The organism is Streptomyces thermodiastaticus, from assembly GCF_014656135.1.
GTDB classification, from domain to species: domain Bacteria; phylum Actinomycetota; class Actinomycetes; order Streptomycetales; family Streptomycetaceae; genus Streptomyces; species Streptomyces thermodiastaticus.
Window position 1 is genome coordinate 1 of record NZ_BNBV01000030.1, and the last position, 15330, is coordinate 15330.

General features: G+C 73.6%; 14 protein-coding genes and 1 pseudogene. 11 read left to right on the plus strand and 4 right to left on the minus strand.

Going from position 1 to position 15330, the window contains the following annotated elements:
- Window positions 1-135 (plus strand): annotated as a pseudogene (locus IE286_RS22560) (flavodoxin-dependent (E)-4-hydroxy-3-methylbut-2-enyl-diphosphate synthase); the annotation flags it as partial.
- A 90-nt stretch (window positions 136-225) separates the two neighbouring features.
- Here IE286_RS22560 and IE286_RS22565 read toward each other — a convergent pair.
- Window positions 226-2127 carry a SpoIIE family protein phosphatase gene (locus tag IE286_RS22565; RefSeq protein ID WP_189798600.1) on the minus strand — a complete coding sequence of 634 codons (1902 nt, stop codon included), beginning with the start codon at window positions 2125-2127 and terminating at the stop codon, window positions 226-228.
- Window positions 2128-2307: 180 nt separating this feature from the next.
- Here IE286_RS22565 and IE286_RS22570 point away from each other — a divergent pair, with 180 nt between their 5' ends.
- From IE286_RS22570 to IE286_RS22580, 3 genes are all read left to right on the plus strand, one after another.
- On the plus strand, window positions 2308-3156 hold the full coding sequence (locus IE286_RS22570) for a GNAT family N-acetyltransferase (protein ID WP_189798601.1): 849 nt from the start codon (window positions 2308-2310) through the stop codon (window positions 3154-3156).
- A 251-nt stretch (window positions 3157-3407) separates the two neighbouring features.
- Entirely contained in the window at window positions 3408-4025 is a 618-nt protein-coding gene (locus tag IE286_RS22575) for a GNAT family N-acetyltransferase (protein ID WP_189798602.1), read from the plus strand.
- A gap of 41 nt (window positions 4026-4066) precedes the next feature.
- Window positions 4067-5767, plus strand: a complete 1701-nt coding sequence (locus tag IE286_RS22580) for a proline--tRNA ligase (protein ID WP_189798603.1) — start codon at window positions 4067-4069, stop codon at window positions 5765-5767.
- A 79-nt stretch (window positions 5768-5846) separates the two neighbouring features.
- Here the strand turns inward: IE286_RS22580 and IE286_RS22585 are convergent, their stop codons facing one another.
- From IE286_RS22585 to IE286_RS22595, 3 genes are all read right to left on the minus strand, one after another.
- Window positions 5847-6746, minus strand: a complete 900-nt coding sequence (locus tag IE286_RS22585) for an aminoglycoside phosphotransferase family protein (RefSeq protein WP_189798604.1) — start codon at window positions 6744-6746, stop codon at window positions 5847-5849.
- Window positions 6747-6996: 250 nt separating this feature from the next.
- A complete protein-coding gene (locus tag IE286_RS22590; protein WP_189798605.1) occupies window positions 6997-7461 on the minus strand; it encodes a ferritin-like domain-containing protein in 465 nt (154 codons plus the stop codon).
- Complete coding sequence (locus tag IE286_RS22595; RefSeq protein ID WP_189798606.1) at window positions 7458-8003, minus strand: hypothetical protein; 546 nt, start codon at window positions 8001-8003, stop codon at window positions 7458-7460. The genes IE286_RS22590 and IE286_RS22595 overlap by 4 nt, the downstream gene beginning before the upstream one ends.
- Window positions 8004-8223: 220 nt before the next feature.
- On the opposite strand from IE286_RS22595, the gene rimP reads away from it, so the two are divergent.
- The 7 genes from rimP (at window position 8224) to truB (ending at window position 15257) form a co-directional block, all read left to right on the plus strand.
- The gene (rimP, locus tag IE286_RS22600; RefSeq protein WP_189798607.1) at window positions 8224-8733 is read left to right on the plus strand and encodes a ribosome maturation factor RimP; all 510 of its coding nucleotides are present in this window, start codon (window positions 8224-8226) and stop codon (window positions 8731-8733) included.
- A gap of 2 nt (window positions 8734-8735) precedes the next feature.
- Complete coding sequence (gene nusA, locus IE286_RS22605) at window positions 8736-9722, plus strand: transcription termination factor NusA (RefSeq protein ID WP_189798608.1); 987 nt, start codon at window positions 8736-8738, stop codon at window positions 9720-9722.
- Window positions 9723-9860: 138 nt separating this feature from the next.
- Window positions 9861-10157, plus strand: coding sequence for a YlxR family protein (locus IE286_RS22610; RefSeq protein ID WP_189798642.1), 297 nt, complete (start codon window positions 9861-9863; stop codon window positions 10155-10157).
- 148 nt (window positions 10158-10305) lie between these two features.
- Window positions 10306-13257 (plus strand): translation initiation factor IF-2, encoded by a 2952-nt coding sequence (infB, locus tag IE286_RS22615; protein WP_189798609.1) that lies wholly within the window; start codon window positions 10306-10308, stop codon window positions 13255-13257.
- 250 nt (window positions 13258-13507) lie between these two features.
- The gene (locus IE286_RS22620; RefSeq protein WP_189798610.1) at window positions 13508-13801 is read left to right on the plus strand and encodes a DUF503 domain-containing protein; all 294 of its coding nucleotides are present in this window, start codon (window positions 13508-13510) and stop codon (window positions 13799-13801) included.
- Window positions 13802-13893: 92 nt separating this feature from the next.
- The gene (rbfA, locus tag IE286_RS22625; RefSeq protein WP_189798611.1) at window positions 13894-14355 is read left to right on the plus strand and encodes a 30S ribosome-binding factor RbfA; all 462 of its coding nucleotides are present in this window, start codon (window positions 13894-13896) and stop codon (window positions 14353-14355) included.
- Complete coding sequence (gene truB / locus IE286_RS22630) at window positions 14352-15257, plus strand: tRNA pseudouridine(55) synthase TruB (protein ID WP_189798612.1); 906 nt, start codon at window positions 14352-14354, stop codon at window positions 15255-15257. Before rbfA ends, truB begins: the two co-directional genes overlap by 4 nt.
- Window positions 15258-15330: the final 73 nt, after the last annotated feature.

The following is a 15330-nucleotide window of genomic DNA, read 5'->3' on the forward strand; positions in this document are numbered from 1 at the left end:
AAGGGCGAGGTCATCAAGACCGTGCCGGAGTCGAAGATCGTGGAGACCCTGATCGAGGAGGCCATGAAGCTCGCCGCGCAGATGGAGGCCGACGGCGTGCCGTCCGGCGAGCCGGAGGTCTCGGTCGCGGGCTGAGCCCGCCGCACCCCGCGCCGCCGTGAGCCGTGACAGGCCGGGCGTGCGCGGGGACGAGCACGGGTGTGCGTGCCGGAGGACACATCAGGGTCACCGAGGCCGCGGCGCGCGCGTCGGATCTGTCACAAGAGCGTCTTCCTGGGCGGAACCGGGTGCCGCTCGGTCCGGCGCGGCCGGACTGCACGGCGCCTGCGGCGGCGGCTCGGGATGCGGATCCCCCGGCGTCCCCGCACCGCGCGCCGGCAGCCGCAGCGCGAGCAGAGCCGCGTCGTCCTCGCTCGGACGCACCCGCTGCAGCAGCTGGTCGCAGAAGTCGTCCACGGTGGCGTCCCGCAGCCGCCGGGCCAGCACTGCCACGTTGTGGCGCAGCTTGGCCATCCCCGCGTCGATGGGGCGGCCCCGGCTCTCCACCAGGCCGTCGGTGTAGAACACCAGCGTGCACTCCGGCGGCAGCGGCTCGTCCGCGTCCGGCCAGCTGAGCCCCAGATGCAGGGCGGCACTCATGCCGATGAGCGGGCCGTGCCCGCCGGTCAGGAACCGGGTGTGTCCCTCCCGGGTGACCAGCAGCGGCGGCGGATGCCCGGCGTTGACCCAGTTCAGCCGCCACGGTCCGCCCTCCGGACCCTCGATCCGGGCGAAGACCAGCGTGGCCATCGGCGCATCGCTGGTGTACGTCACCGCCTCGTCCAGCCGGGACATGATCACACTCGGCGGTTTCTGGTGGTCCCACGCCAGGGCGCGCAGCATGTTGCGCACCTCCGCCATGTGCGCGGCCGCCTTCAGGTCGTGCCCGACCACGTCCCCGATCACCACGGCCACCACACCGTCCCGGAGCAGGAAGGCGTCGTACCAGTCACCGCCGACCTGCATGGCGCTCTGCGCGGGCAGATACCGGGCGGCCATGCGGATGTGGTTCACCTGCGGCAGCGGGGAGAGCAACTGGCGCTGCAGGGTCTCGGCGACGTTGCGCTGCTCGCGGTAGAGCCGGGCGTTGTCCAGCACCAGGCCCACCCGCCGGCCGATGTCGGACAGCAGCCGCACCTCGGCGTCGGTGGGGGCGGGCGGGTCCCCGGTGCGGCCCACCGTCAGCATCCCGTAGTGCTTGCGGCGCGCGGGCAGCGGCGTCACCACGGCCGAGTGGCCGCCGAGCCGGTCGAGCAGCCGGCCCGTGACCGGGGCGAGCGGTGCCGACGGGTCCCGTGTGTCCTCCGCGGTCAGCAACACGGGTTCCTCCGCGCTCATCAGACGCATCACCGCGGCAGCGGACCGGGGCGGCAGGGGCAGCGGACCCTCCAGCTGATGGGCCCGGTGCGGATGCGCGGGACAGTGCACCGCGATCTGCTCCAGCGTCCCGGCCGGCTCCGCACACAGCGCCACCGCCGCCCAGTCGCCCAGCGCAGGCACCAGCAGCCGCAGCAGCCGGCGCATCCGGTCCACGGCGTCGACCGCGCTCATCAGCACCGACGAGACGTCCGCCAGCAGGTTCAGTCGGCCGGTCAGCTGCTCCAGCGCGGCGGTGTGCGCGGCCATCCGCTGCTCGGCGGCGCGGTACAGGCTGAAGTCGTCGAAGACGAGGACCATCCCGGTCTGACGGCCCGCCCGCAGCAGGGGAGTGGTCGACCAGATGATGGGCATGACGGTGCCGTCGGCCCGCTCGAAGAACTCCTGGCTGCCCTGCTCGGCGAAGACACTGGTGCGCAGCGGGGTCCGCAGCACACACCGCTCGCGCGGCACCCGGCCCCCGTCGGCCCGGCGGTGCAGCAGATCGTGCGCGTCCTGCCCGGTCATCCCGGCCGCCGGCCGGCCCAGCAGCCGCTCCGCCCACGGGTTGGCGTACGTGATACGGCCCGAGGCGTCCATGGCGAGCACACCCGTGCCCAGATGGTGCAGAACCGCCCGGGGGAAGTCCGCGCCCAGTGCGGGATCGGGGCCGGTCACCTCTCCCGGCCCCTCGTCGCGCCCGCCACGCCCGCGGTACGGCGCCACCCTCATCACCGCTTTCCCGAACCCGGTCGGCATGCGGGTACCCATTCCATGGCAAAGCCGCCCGCCGCCGTGGGACCCGGGCCGTGACGGCACCCGGCCGGACGGCCCCCACCCGGGGGCGGCACCGCCCGCGTCCGGCGGGTACAGTGCGGGGATCAGCGAAACCCCAGCGTGAGGTCCCGTTCCGTGTTGACCCAGACCACCTCGCGGGTGCTCGGCCCGAGCGACCTGGACGCCGCGCTCGCCGTCCTCGACCGCGAGCCGGTCGCGAACGCCTTCGTGGCCTCCCGCGTGCAGGTGGCCGGCCTCGACCCGTGGCGGCTCGGCGGCGAGATGTGGGGCTGGTACGAGGACGGCATCCTCACCTCGCTGTGCTACGCGGGCGCCAACCTCGTACCCATCTGCGCCACCCCGCGCGCGGTGCGGGCCTTCGCCGAGCGCGCCCGGCGGGCCGGCCGCCGCTGCTCCTCGATCGTCGGCCCCAGCGAGCCCACCACCCAGCTGTGGCGGCTGCTCGAACCGCACTGGGGGCCCGCCCGCGAGGTACGCGCCCGCCAGCCGCTCATGGTCACCGACCGCATGCCCGACGACATAGCCCCCGACCCGTACGTGCGCCGTGTCCGCAAGGACGAAATGGAAACGATCATGCCGGCCTGTGTGGCGATGTTCACCGAGGAGGTCGGCGTCTCCCCGCTGGCCGGCGACGGCGGCCTGCTCTACCAGGCCCGGGTCGCCGAACTCGTCGGCTCCGGCCGCTCCTTCGCCCGCCTCGACGAGCACGGCAAGGTCATGTTCAAGGCGGAGATCGGCGCGGCGACCTCGCGGGCCTGCCAGATCCAGGGTGTCTGGGTCGCCCCGGAGTACCGGGGCCGGGGCCTGGCCGCACCCGCCATGGCCGCGGTGCTGCGGTACGCGCTCGCCGACGTCGCCCCCGTGGCCAGCCTGTACGTCAACGACTACAACACCCCGGCCCGGCGCACCTACCGCCGCGTGGGCTTCGAGGAGGTCGGGGCGTTCACCAGCGTGCTGTTCTGAACCGGAGGCGACCGGCTACGCGTCGGACCGGGTGCGCGTGGACAGCACCAGCAGACGGCCGGGGACGGTGGCCGTGCCCGTGGGCTCGGACGGCAGCGAGCCTTTGGACCGAGCGCAGCTGGTCCTGGGCCTTGACGCCGAGGACTCCAGCCCCGCCCGACCGGCGTTCACCGGCCTAAGAAGGCCGTGCGCGGGCTGTGCGCAGGGGCCGTGCGCTCTCAGAACGGTGTGCGGCGGGTACTCTCCCCGGCATGGCGCTCATTCCCGGGCACGGCACCCGCCGCCCCGACGACATCGTGATCGGTCCGCTCGACCTCGCGGCCCGCGTCGACGAGGCGCTCGCCGTCCAGGCCGTCGCCTTCGGCCTCGGCCCCGAGGAGGTCGCCGTACGCCGCCAGATCGTGCTGCGTCACCTGACCTGCCCGGGCGCCCGCGCCCTCGGCGCCACCGCCCCCGACGGGGGCCTCGTCGGCTTCGTCTACGGCATGCCCAACGACCGCCGCCACTGGTGGTCCACGGTCGTCGAGCCCTACCTGCGCGCCCGCGGCCTCGACCACTGGCTCGACGACTCCTTCGTGATCACCGAGCTGCATGTGCACCCGAGCCACCAGAACCGCGGCATCGGACGCGCCCTGATCACCACCATCACCGACGGCGCCGCCGAGCCCCGCTCCATCCTCTCCGCGATCGACACCGACAGCCCCGCCCGCGCCCTGTACCGCTCCCTGGGCTACGTCGACCTGGCCCGGCAGGTGCTCTTCCCCAGCGCCCCGGTGCCCTACGCCGTCATGGGCGCCCCGCTGCCGCTGCGCCGCCGCCGCGGCACCCGCGACGGAATCGATTTCCACCGGCCCAGCCCGCCCGGCTAACCTCACTGCCATCACCGAAACGTGGCAGGAGTACGAGAACCATGGCGAACGCACCGGTCCAGCGCATGTCCCAGTTGATGGCCAAGACGTTGCGCGACGACCCGGCGGACGCCGAGGTCCTCAGCCACAAGCTGCTGGTCCGCGCCGGTTACGTCCGCCGCACCGCCGCGGGCATCTGGAGCTGGCTGCCGCTGGGCAAGAGGGTCCTCGCGAACGTCGAACGCATCGTGCGCGAGGAGATGGACGCGATCGGCGCCCAGGAGGTGCTGCTCCCCGCGCTGCTGCCGCGCGAGCCCTACGACGCGACCGGCCGCTGGGACGAGTACGGCGGCGAGCTGTTCCGCGTCAAGGACCGCAAGGGCGGCGACTATCTCCTCGGCCCCACCCACGAGGAGATCTTCACGCTGCTGGTGAAGGACCAGGCGTCCTCCTACAAGGACCTGCCGGTCATCCTCTACCAGATCCAGACCAAGTTCCGTGACGAGGCCCGGCCGCGCGCCGGCATCCTGCGCGGCCGCGAGTTCCTGATGAAGGACTCCTACTCCTTCGACCTCTCCGACGAGGGCCTCGCCGAGTCCTACGCCCTGCACCGCCAGGCCTACCAGCGCATCTTCGAACGCCTCGGCCTGGACTACCGCATCTGCGCGGCCACCGCCGGCGCCATGGGCGGCTCGAAGTCCGAGGAGTTCCTCGCCCCGGCCGAGGCCGGCGAGGACGTCTTCGCCGACTGCCCGCAGTGCGACTTCGCCGCCAACACCGAGGCGATCACCTACGAGGTCAAGCCCGCCGACGCCGCCGGCGCGCCCGCCCTGGAGGAGATCCCCACCCCGGACACCCCCACCATCGAGACCCTCGCCGCCTCCCTCGGCGTGCCCGCCTCCGCCACCCTGAAGAACCTGCTGGTCAAGGTGGACGGCGAGATCGTCGCCGTGGGTGTGCCCGGCGACCGCGAGGTCGACATGGACAAGGTCGAGGCGCACTTCGCCCCGGCCGTCGTCGAGATGGTCACCGAGGAGGACTTCGCGGCCCGTCCCGACCTGGTGCGCGGCTACGTCGGCCCGCAGGGCCTGGACAAGGTCACGTACATCGCCGACCCGCGCGTCGCCCCCGGCACCGCGTGGATCACCGGCGCCAACAAGGAGCACACGCACGCCAGGAACGTCGTCGCCGGCCGCGACTTCGAGGTCGACGCCTACGTCGACGTCGTGGTGATCCAGGACGGCGACCCCTGCCCGAAGTGCGGCGCCGGCCTGAAGCTGGAGCGCGCCATCGAGATCGGCCACATCTTCCAGCTGGGCCGCAAGTACACCGACGCCCTCAAGCTGGACGTCCTCGGCCAGAACGGCAAGCCGGTCCGCGTCACCATGGGCTCCTACGGCATCGGTGTCTCCCGTGCCGTCGCCGCCCTCGCCGAGCAGCACGCCGACGAGCACGGCCTGGTCTGGCCCCGCGAGGTCGCCCCGGCCGACGTCCACGTCGTCGCCGCGGGCAAGGCGCCGCAGACCGAGCTGGCCCTCGACGTCTCCGGGAAGCTGGCCGCCGCCGGCGTCCGCGTCCTGGTCGACGACCGGGCCGGGGTGTCCCCGGGCGTGAAGTTCACCGACGCCGAACTCATCGGCGTGCCCACGATCCTGGTCGCCGGCCGCCGTGCCGCCGAGGGCGTCGTGGAGCTGAAGGACCGCAGGACCGGCGAGCGCGAGGAAGTGACGGTCGAGGAGGCCCTCGCCCGCCTCACGGCCTGACACACCGACCGGCCGGCGGCACGACCGCTGCCGCCGGCCGGAACGGCGGGGGCGGGCACGTTTCCCGGCCCGCCCTCGCTCACAGCCAGCCGGCGAACTCCAGCAGCAGCTCGGAGTCCTTCACCCGCCCGACACGGCGGGCCCGCACCCCCGACTCCACGGCGCGGAACAGCGTCCAGCCGCGCAGCCGCTCCTGGTCGACCTCCAGGGACTCCGCCAGCCGTTTGATGCGGCGGCGGGTGATGGCCGCGCCGGACGGCGAGGCGATCAGGTCCTCCACCCGGTCCCGGACCAGCCGCGCCAGATCGAAGGCCATCTCCCCGACCACCGGGTCGGGGCCCACGGCCAGCCACGGCATCCGGTCCCCGGCGAGCACCTTGCTCTGCCGGAACGTGCCGTGCAGCAGCACCTGTTCGGGCGGAGCGGCCAGCAGCTCCTCGCGGGCCGCGAGCGCGGCGTCCACCAGCGAAACAAGCTCGGCATCCGCGTCCGCGCCGGCCCGCATCGCCCGCGCCTGCCGGGCGGTGCGCTCCTCGACCGTCTCGAAGCCGTGTTCTTCGGGCGGCGCCACCCACAGCCTGCGCAGCGTGCCCGCCGCCTCCAGCAGCGCCTTCGCCTCCGGCAGCGACCGCACCGACACATCCGGATGGAGCCGCTCCAGCAGCAGCGCGCCCTCGCCCGGGCCGGCCTCCAGCAGCTGGACGGCACCGCGCCCGCCCCAGTGCGCCAGCGCGGCCCGCTCGCTCGCCGGGCGCGTCCGCTCCGGCGCCAGCTTCAGCGCCGCCGGCACCCCCTCGGCCGTCCGCACCAGCAGCACCAGGCTGCTGCGCCCGCCGGGCACCTGCACCCGCTCCACGGTCAGCCCGGCCCGGGCGACGGCCTGCCGCGCCAGCTCGGGCAGCCGTTCCAGCCAGTCGTCGCCGTCCGGCGCCGTCTCGGCGAGTGCCCGCACCAGACGCTGCGGAGGTGTGAAAGCCATGCGCGAGTCGTTCCTTCCTGGACGAGTCGACGAAGGGGCACGCGGGCGTGCCCGGCCGGTGCCACGGGGCGGGGACGCCTCCGGAAGTCCCGTCCGCCGCCCGCACGCCCTCTTGCCGCACCGGACGCCCATCGGCCCGCCCTTCCGGCGGACGGCGCGACGTTCGGGACACGCCCGGGGAGCGCTGCGGAAGCCGCCGGCGCCCCGGCCGCCGCGGGGCGCACGCCGCGCGGTAACGGACCGCCGCGCGTCACACCGGCGGCGTCGCGGAGGGCGCGGCGGCATCCGCCCGTTCGGCGAGACCAGGGAAGGCTACGCTCTCCCCACGCCAGCGCACCGCCCGGACCGCCGCCTCGCGCAGCGCCCCGGCCGCCTCGCGCCGCGCCGCCCCCGAGCTGGCCCGCACCAGATCGGCGTAGACCCCGGCCACCCGGTCCTCCAGCTGCGCCGCGAACCGCACCGCCGCGGCCGCGTCCGGCACCGGGAACGGCAGCGCGTACCCGGCGGCCGCCGCCACGGGCGTGCCGCCCAGCTCCCGCACCTGACGCGTCAGCGCGTCCCGGCTCGCCCGGTGCGCGTCCCAGGCCGCCCGGGCGTCCTGCCGCCGCGTCGAGCCGATCCGGCCGCCCACCACGCCGTAGCCGTACACGGCCGCGTGCTCGGCGGCCAGTGCCGCCTGCAGCGCCTGCAGCCGCTGCTCGTCCGCCTCGTTCACCCTCGCCCCTTCGTCAGCAGATACGCGTGTGCCGCCCCGGCCGCCGCCACCGACGCCAGCAGCCGCGCCAGCTCGCCCGGCACCTGCGCCAGCGCGGCCGTCCGCCGGTCGGCCAGGGAGCGTTCGGCGGCGGCGAGCGCGGCGAGGGCGTCCTTCTCGGCGGCCGGGACCGCGGGCGACGGGGAGCCGGCCGGGCCGGGGGAGCCGTGCGCCGCGGCGGCCGCCGTCACCGCCGCGGACGGCGACGACGCCTCCGGCGCGGCCTCGCCGCCGAACGCGGCCGCGTGCCGCTCCACCTCCGCCCGCAGCGGCCGCAGCCGCCCGGCCAGCGCCGGATGGGCGGCGAGCACCGCGTCGTACCGCCGTGCCAGGTCCCGGCTGTCCCGCGCCGCCTGCTTGCGCACCCGCTCGGCGGCGGCCGACGCCGGGCTCGAGCCGTCGCCGTCCGCGGAACAGCCGGCGAGCAGGGCCGCACCCGCGGCCGTGGCGAGCAGGGTCCTGCGGCGCGGCCCCAGGGGCCGCGAAGATGGGGGGAACGGCACGGCAGACGTCCTCGGGGTGCGGTGACGGAACTCTTCCACTCACTGGTCAGGGCACGACGGACGGGCCCTGACCGATGATCACCGTACCCGCGCCGCAGCCGGGCACGACTCAGCGGCACCGGGCCAGGCAGGTGGACGGCAACACCCTCCGGGACCGGATACCCTTTGACCTGACACGCGACCATCCCACAACAGCACACGCGGCCGAGGAGTCACCCGGATGAGCACCACCCAGAGCGAAAGGCTGCGGGAACTGCTGGAACCGCTCGTCGCATCCCAGGGGCTGGATCTCGAGGAGATCGCCGTCGACTCCGTCGGCCGCAGGCGTGTGCTGCGCGTCGTCGTCGACTCCGACACCGGAGCCGATCTGGACCGGATCGCCGAGGTGAGCCGTGCCCTCTCGGCGAAGCTCGACGAGACGGACGCGATGGGCGAGGGCCAGTACACCCTCGAGGTCGGCACCCCGGGCGCGGAACGCCTCCTCACCGAACCCCGGCACTACGTGCGCGCCACGGGCCGGCTGGTGAAGTTCCAGCTGGCGGACGGCGGCGAACTGGTGGCCAGGATCCTTCAGGTCGACGACGAGGGCCTCGACCTCGAGGTGCCCGGCGTCAAGGGCCGCAAGGCCACCACCCGCAGACTCGGTTTCCAGGACGTGGCCAGGGCGCGGGTGCAGGTCGAGTTCAATCGCAAGGACACCAAGAACATGAAGCAGGAGGAGGAGGCGTAGCCGTGGACATCGACATGAGCGCCCTGCGGGGCCTGGTCAGGGAGAAGGAGATCTCCTTCGACCTGCTCGTCGAGGCGATCGAGTCGGCCCTCCTCATCGCCTACCACCGCACCGAGGGAAGCCGCCGCCACGCGCGCGTGGAGCTGAACCGGGAGACCGGGCACGTGACCGTGTGGGCGAAGGAGGACCCGGAGGACGTTCCGGAGGGGCAGGAGCCCCGCGAGTTCGACGACACCCCGTCGGGCTTCGGCCGGATCGCCGCCACCACCGCCAAGCAGGTCATCCTGCAGCGGCTGCGCGACGCGGAGGACGACGCCACGCTCGGCGAGTACGCCGGGCGCGAGGGCGACATCGTCACCGGTGTGGTGCAGCAGGGCCGCGACCCGAAGAACGTGCTGGTGGACATCGGCAAGCTGGAGGCCATCCTGCCGGTGCAGGAGCAGGTCCCCGGGGAGAGCTACCCGCACGGCATGCGCCTGCGGTCCTATGTCGTCCGGGTGGCCAAGGGCGTGCGCGGCCCGTCCGTCACGCTCTCGCGCACCCACCCGAACCTGGTGAAGAAGCTGTTCGCCCTGGAGGTGCCGGAGATCGCCGACGGGTCGGTCGAGATCGCCGCGATCGCCCGCGAGGCCGGCCACCGCACCAAGATCGCGGTGCGCTCCAACCGACCGGGCCTGAACGCCAAGGGCGCGTGCATCGGCCCCATGGGCGGCCGGGTGCGCAATGTGATGGCCGAGCTGAACGGCGAGAAGATCGACATCGTGGACTGGTCGGACGACCCGGCCGAGCTGGTGGCGAACGCGCTGTCCCCGGCCCGCGTCTCCAAGGTCGACATCGTGGACATGGCGACCCGGTCCGCGCGGGTGACCGTGCCCGACTACCAGCTGTCGCTGGCGATCGGCAAGGAGGGCCAGAACGCGCGGCTCGCGGCCCGGCTCACCGGATGGCGTATCGACATCCGCCCGGACACCGAGCAGGCCGCGGAGTAGCGGCCGGCCGGTGCCGCCGCGCCGGCCGGGGAATAGATCCGGACCGCGGGTCGCTGAGATCACGACAGAGTTCTGTACGGCAAGTGTTCGAATCCTGCCCCAAAGGGGTGAGGGGCGTACGGGGAGGTAGACTTGAGAGTGTCTGGCCGGAGGCGTGCCCGAGTATGCCCTGAACGCACCTGTGTAGGGTGCCGGGAGCGCGCGGCCAAGACCGAGCTGCTGCGGATCGTGGCGATCGAGGGTGCGTGCGTCCCCGATCCTCGCGGTACGCTGCCCGGCCGGGGTGCCTATGTGCATCCCGCCCTGGTCTGCCTCGACCAGGCGGTACGCCGGCGGGCGTTCACGCGGGCGCTGCGCGCCCCGGGGGCGCTCGATACAAAGGCGTTGCGCCAGTACGTCGAGCGGACGACAGTTGCCGTACAGGCAGCACGGTAGGAAGACGTTCCGCGCGGAACCCCGTGCGGTCAGGTACCTCGCGAGTCGAAAGCAGGTCGAGATTGCGATGAGCACTCGATGAGTACGCGATGAGTACGCCCATGAACTAGCGACGGTCCGGCTTCAACCCGGACCTCAAAGGAGCGAAGTGGCTAAGGTCCGGGTCTACGAACTCGCCAAGGAGTTCGGTGTCGAGAGCAAGGTCGTCATGGCCAAGCTCCAGGAACTCGGTGAATTCGTCCGATCGGCGTCCTCGACGATCGAGGCGCCCGTGGTACGCAAACTGACGGACGCCTTCCAGCAGGGCAACGGCGGCGGCAAGAGCGCCGCCAAGCCGAGCGCCCCGAGGAAGGCCGCCCCCAAGCCCGCCGCGCCCTCTCCGGCGCAGGCGGCCGGCGCCTCCGCGGCCAAGGCGGCGGCGCCGCGTCCGGCTGCCCCGAAGCCGGCCGCCCCCAAGCCCGGCCCGGCACCGTCCCCGTCGACGGCCGCGCCGACCCCCGGCCCGCGCCCGACGCCGGGCCCCAAGCCCGGTCCGCGCCCGGCCGCGCCGGCCAACCCGGAGTTCACCGCTCCGTCGCCGGCCTCCACTCCCGCCGCGCGTCCCGGTGCCCGTCCGGGTGCCCCGAAGCCCGGTGCCCGTCCCGGCCCCTCCGGCCAGGGCCAGGCGCCCCGTCCCGGCCAGGCCCCGCGTCCGGGTGCCCGTCCGGCCGGCCCGCGCCCGGGCAACAACCCCTTCACTTCCGGCGGCTCCACCGGCATGGCGCGCCCGCAGGCGCCCCGTCCGCAGGCCCCGCGTCCCGGCGCGCCCGGCGCCGGTCCCCGTCCGCAGGCCCCCGGCGGCCAGGGCGGTCCGCGTCCGCAGGCTCCGGGCGGCCCGCGTCCGACCCCGAGCTCGATGCCGCGCCCGCAGGGCGGTCCGCGTCCCGGCCCGCGCCCGAACCCGGGCATGATGCCGCAGCGTCCCGCCACCGGTCCGCGTCCCGGCCCCGGCGGCCGCGGTCCGGCCGGTGCCGGTCGTCCCGGCGGCGGCGGTGGCCGTCCCGGCTTCGGCGGCCGTCCCGGCGGCGGCGGTGGCCGTCCCGGCTTCGGCGGCCGTCCCGGCGGCGGCTTCGGCGGCGGCGGTGGCCGTCCCGGCTTCGGCGGCCGTCCCGGCGGTCCCGGTGGCCGCGGCGGCACGCAGGGTGCCTTCGGCCGTCCCGGCGGTCCGGCCCGCCGCGGCCGCAAGTCGAAGCGGCAGCGCCGTCAGGAGTACGAGGCGATGCAGGCGCCGTCCGTCGGCGGCGTGATGCTGCCGCGCGGCAACGGCGAGACCATCCGGCTCTCCCGTGGCGCGTCGCTCACCGACTTCGCGGAGAAGATCAACGCCAACCCGGCCTCCCTCGTCGCGGTCATGATGAACCTGGGCGAGATGGTCACGGCCACGCAGTCCGTCTCCGACGAGACGCTGCAGCTCCTGGCCGAGGAGATGAACTACAAGGTTCAGATCGTCAGCCCGGAGGAAGAGGACCGCGAGCTGCTGGAGTCCTTCGACATCGAGTTCGGCGAGGACCAGGGCAGCGAGGAGGACCTGGTGGTCCGCCCGCCGGTGGTGACCGTCATGGGTCACGTCGACCACGGCAAGACCCGCCTGCTCGACGCGATCCGCAAGACCAACGTCATCGCGGGCGAGGCCGGCGGCATCACCCAGCACATCGGTGCCTACCAGGTCACGACCGAGGTCAACGGCGAGGACCGGGCGATCACCTTCATCGACACCCCGGGTCACGAGGCGTTCACCGCCATGCGTGCCCGCGGTGCGAAGTCGACCGACATCGCGATCCTCGTGGTGGCGGCCAACGACGGCGTGATGCCGCAGACGGTCGAGGCGCTCAACCACGCCAAGGCGGCCGACGTGCCGATCGTCGTCGCGGTCAACAAGATCGACGTCGAGGGCGCGGACCCGACCAAGGTGCGCGGTCAGCTGACCGAGTACGGCCTGGTCGCGGAGGAGTACGGCGGCGACACCATGTTCGTCGACATCTCCGCCAAGCAGGGCCAGAACATCGACCAGCTGCTCGAGGCCGTCATCCTCACCGCGGACGCCGCGCTGGACCTGCGGGCCAACCCGAAGCAGGACGCCCAGGGCATCGCGATCGAGTCCCGCCTGGACCGCGGCCGCGGTGCGGTCGCCACGGTCCTGGTGCAGCGAGGCACGCTGCGGGTCGGCGACACCATGGTGGTCGGCGACGCGTACGGCCGTGTGCGCGCCATGCTCGACGACAGCGGCAACAACGTCTACGAGGCCGGTCCGTCGACGCCGGTGCAGGTCCTCGGCCTGACCAACGTCCCGGGCGCGGGCGACAACTTCATCGTGGTCGAGGAGGACCGTACGGCCCGCCAGATCGCGGAGAAGCGCGCCGCCCGCGAGCGCAACGCCGCGTTCGCCAAGCGCACGCGCCGCGTCTCCCTCGAGGACCTGGACAAGGTGCTGAAGGCCGGCGAGGTCCAGCAGCTGAACCTGATCATCAAGGGCGACGCCTCCGGTTCCGTCGAGGCACTGGAGTCCTCCCTGCTGCAGCTGGACGTCGGCGAGGAGGTCGACATCCGCGTCCTGCACCGCGGCGTCGGTGCGGTCACGGAGTCCGACATCGACCTCGCGATGGGTTCCGACGCGATCGTCATCGGCTTCAACGTCCGCGCCGCCGGACGGGCCCAGCAGATGGCGGAGCGCGAGGGCGTGGACGTCCGCTACTACTCGGTCATCTACCAGGCGATCGAGGAGATCGAGGCGGCCCTGAAGGGCATGCTCAAGCCGGAGTACGAAGAGGTCGAGCTGGGCACGGCGGAGATCCGCGAGATCTTCAAGTCGTCCAAGCTGGGCAACATCGCGGGTGTCATCATCCGCTCCGGCGAGGTCAGGAGGAACGCCAAGGCGCGCCTCATCCGCGACGGCAAGGTCGTGGCGGAGAACCTCACCATCGAGGGCCTGCGTCGCTTCAAGGACGACGTCACCGAGATCCGCGAAGGGTTCGAGGGCGGTATCAACCTCGGCAACTTCAACGACATCAAGGTCGACGACATCATCGCGACGTACGAGCTGCGCGAGAAGCCGCGGGCCTGACGCCTGTGGCACCGACCGGCCGGCGGGACGTGTTCCCGCCGGCCGGTCGGCCGTGTCGCGGCCGCACGGCCCACCGGCCCGTCCGGTGCGCGGCAGGGCACGGGCCGCGGGCGCCGGGCAGGCCCGCCCGTGCGGCGGGCGGGCAGAACCCCGTCGAGCCGCAGGCGGGATCGCGGTACCGTGCTTGATGTCCCTGCCCGACCGACGGCAGGACCATCGATCCCGTACCGGCGGGCAATCCGGCACACACATGTACGTGGGGACTCTGTCCTTCGACCTCCTCCTCGGCGACGTCCGCTCGCTGAAGCAGAAGCGCTCCGTCGTCCGCCCGATCGTCGCCGAGCTGCAGCGCAGGTTCGCGGTCAGCGTGGCCGAGGTGGATCACCTGAACCTCCACCGCCGGGCCGTCATCGGCCTGGCCGCCGTCTCGGGCGACGCGACGCACCTGACCGACGTGCTGGACCGGTGCGAGCGGCTGGTCGCCGGCCGCCCGGAGGTGGAGCTGCTGTCCGTCCGGCGCCGTTTCCACGGCGAGGACGACTAGACGGCGTCGCGTGAGGACGGCCCGACGGTGCCGCACCCCACCCGAGAGCACACCAGCGAAACGCAGAAGAAGAAAGAACGGGAGACGGACCAGTGGCCGACAACGCGCGGGCGAAAAGGCTGGCGGACCTCATCCGGGAGGTGGTGGCCCAGAAGCTGCAGCGCGGGATCAAGGACCCGCGGCTCGGCTCGCACGTCACCATCACGGACACCAGGGTCACGGGCGACCTGCGGGAGGCGACCGTCTTCTACACGGTCTACGGCGACGACGAGACACGCAAGGCGGCCGCGGCCGGCCTGGAGAGCGCCAAGGGCGTCCTGCGCTCGGAGGTCGGACGCGCGGCGGGCGTGAAGTTCACCCCGACCCTCACCTTCGTCGCGGACGCCCTGCCGGAGACCGCCCGGACCATCGAGGACCTCCTCGACAAGGCGCGCGCCTCCGACGCGAAGGTGCGCGAGGCGTCCGCGGGCGCCACCTACGCCGGCGGCGCGGACCCGTACCGCAAGCCGGTCGACGCGGACGACGCCGACGGGACGGACGACACCACCGCATGACCAGCAAGCCCACTCCGCCCGACGGTCTTGTCATCGTCGACAAACCGGCGGGCTTCACCTCGCACGACGTCGTGGCCAAGATGCGCGGGATCGCCGGGACCCGGCGCGTCGGCCACGCCGGCACCCTCGACCCGATGGCCACCGGCGTCCTCGTCCTCGGCGTGGAGAAGGCCACCAAGCTGCTGGGCCATCTCGCGCTGACCGAGAAGGAGTACCTCGGCACCGTCCGGCTCGGCCAGAACACGGTCACCGACGACGCCGAGGGCGAGATCACCTCCGCCGCCGACGCCTCCGGCGTCACCCGCGAGGCGATCGACGCCGCCGTCGCCAAGCTGAGCGGTGACATCATGCAGGTCCCGTCCAAGGTCAGCGCCATCAAGATCAACGGTGTGCGGTCCTACAAGCGGGCCCGGGAGGGCGAGGACTTCGACATCCCGGCCCGCCCGGTGACCGTCTCCTCCTTCCAGGTCCACGACGTCCGCGGCGAGGTCGCCGAGGACGGCACCCCGGTGCTCGACCTGGTCGTTTCCGTGGTGTGCTCCTCCGGGACCTACATCCGCGCCCTCGCCCGCGACCTGGGCGCCGACCTCGGCGTGGGCGGCCACCTCACCGCGCTGCGCCGCACCCGGGTCGGGCCCTACGGGCTGGACGCGGCACGCAGCCTGGACCGGCTCCAGGAGAAGCTTGAGATCATGCCGGTCGCCGAGGCCGCCGCCGCGGCGTTCCCCCGCTGGGACGTCGACGCCCGCCGTGCCCGGCTGCTCACCAACGGGGTGCGGCTGGAGATGCCCGACGAGTACGCGGGCCGGGGCCCCGTCGCGGTCTTCGGCCCCGAGGACCGCTTCCTCGCGCTCGTGGAGGCCCAGCGCGGCAAGGCCAAGAGCCTCGCCGTCTTCGGCTGACCGGGGACGGCCGGCGGGCGCTTTGCCCGTGGAGCGGCGGTCACGGGGTGTTCCACAGCCGCCGCTCCACGGG

What these genes read in the sequence shown, in the direction of transcription:
- IE286_RS22565 (WP_189798600.1), bottom strand. Translation starts at nt 2,127, where the DNA reads ATGAGGGTGGCGCCGTACCGCGGGCGTGGCGGGCGCGACGAGGGGCCG.
- IE286_RS22575 (WP_189798602.1), top strand. Translation starts at nt 3,408, where the DNA reads ATGGCGCTCATTCCCGGGCACGGCACCCGCCGCCCCGACGACATCGTG.
- IE286_RS22580 (WP_189798603.1), top strand. Translation starts at nt 4,067, where the DNA reads ATGGCGAACGCACCGGTCCAGCGCATGTCCCAGTTGATGGCCAAGACG.
- IE286_RS22585 (WP_189798604.1), bottom strand. Translation starts at nt 6,746, where the DNA reads ATGGCTTTCACACCTCCGCAGCGTCTGGTGCGGGCACTCGCCGAGACG.
- rimP (WP_189798607.1), top strand. Translation starts at nt 8,224, where the DNA reads ATGAGCACCACCCAGAGCGAAAGGCTGCGGGAACTGCTGGAACCGCTC.
- IE286_RS22620 (WP_189798610.1), top strand. Translation starts at nt 13,508, where the DNA reads ATGTACGTGGGGACTCTGTCCTTCGACCTCCTCCTCGGCGACGTCCGC.
- truB (WP_189798612.1), top strand. Translation starts at nt 14,352, where the DNA reads ATGACCAGCAAGCCCACTCCGCCCGACGGTCTTGTCATCGTCGACAAA.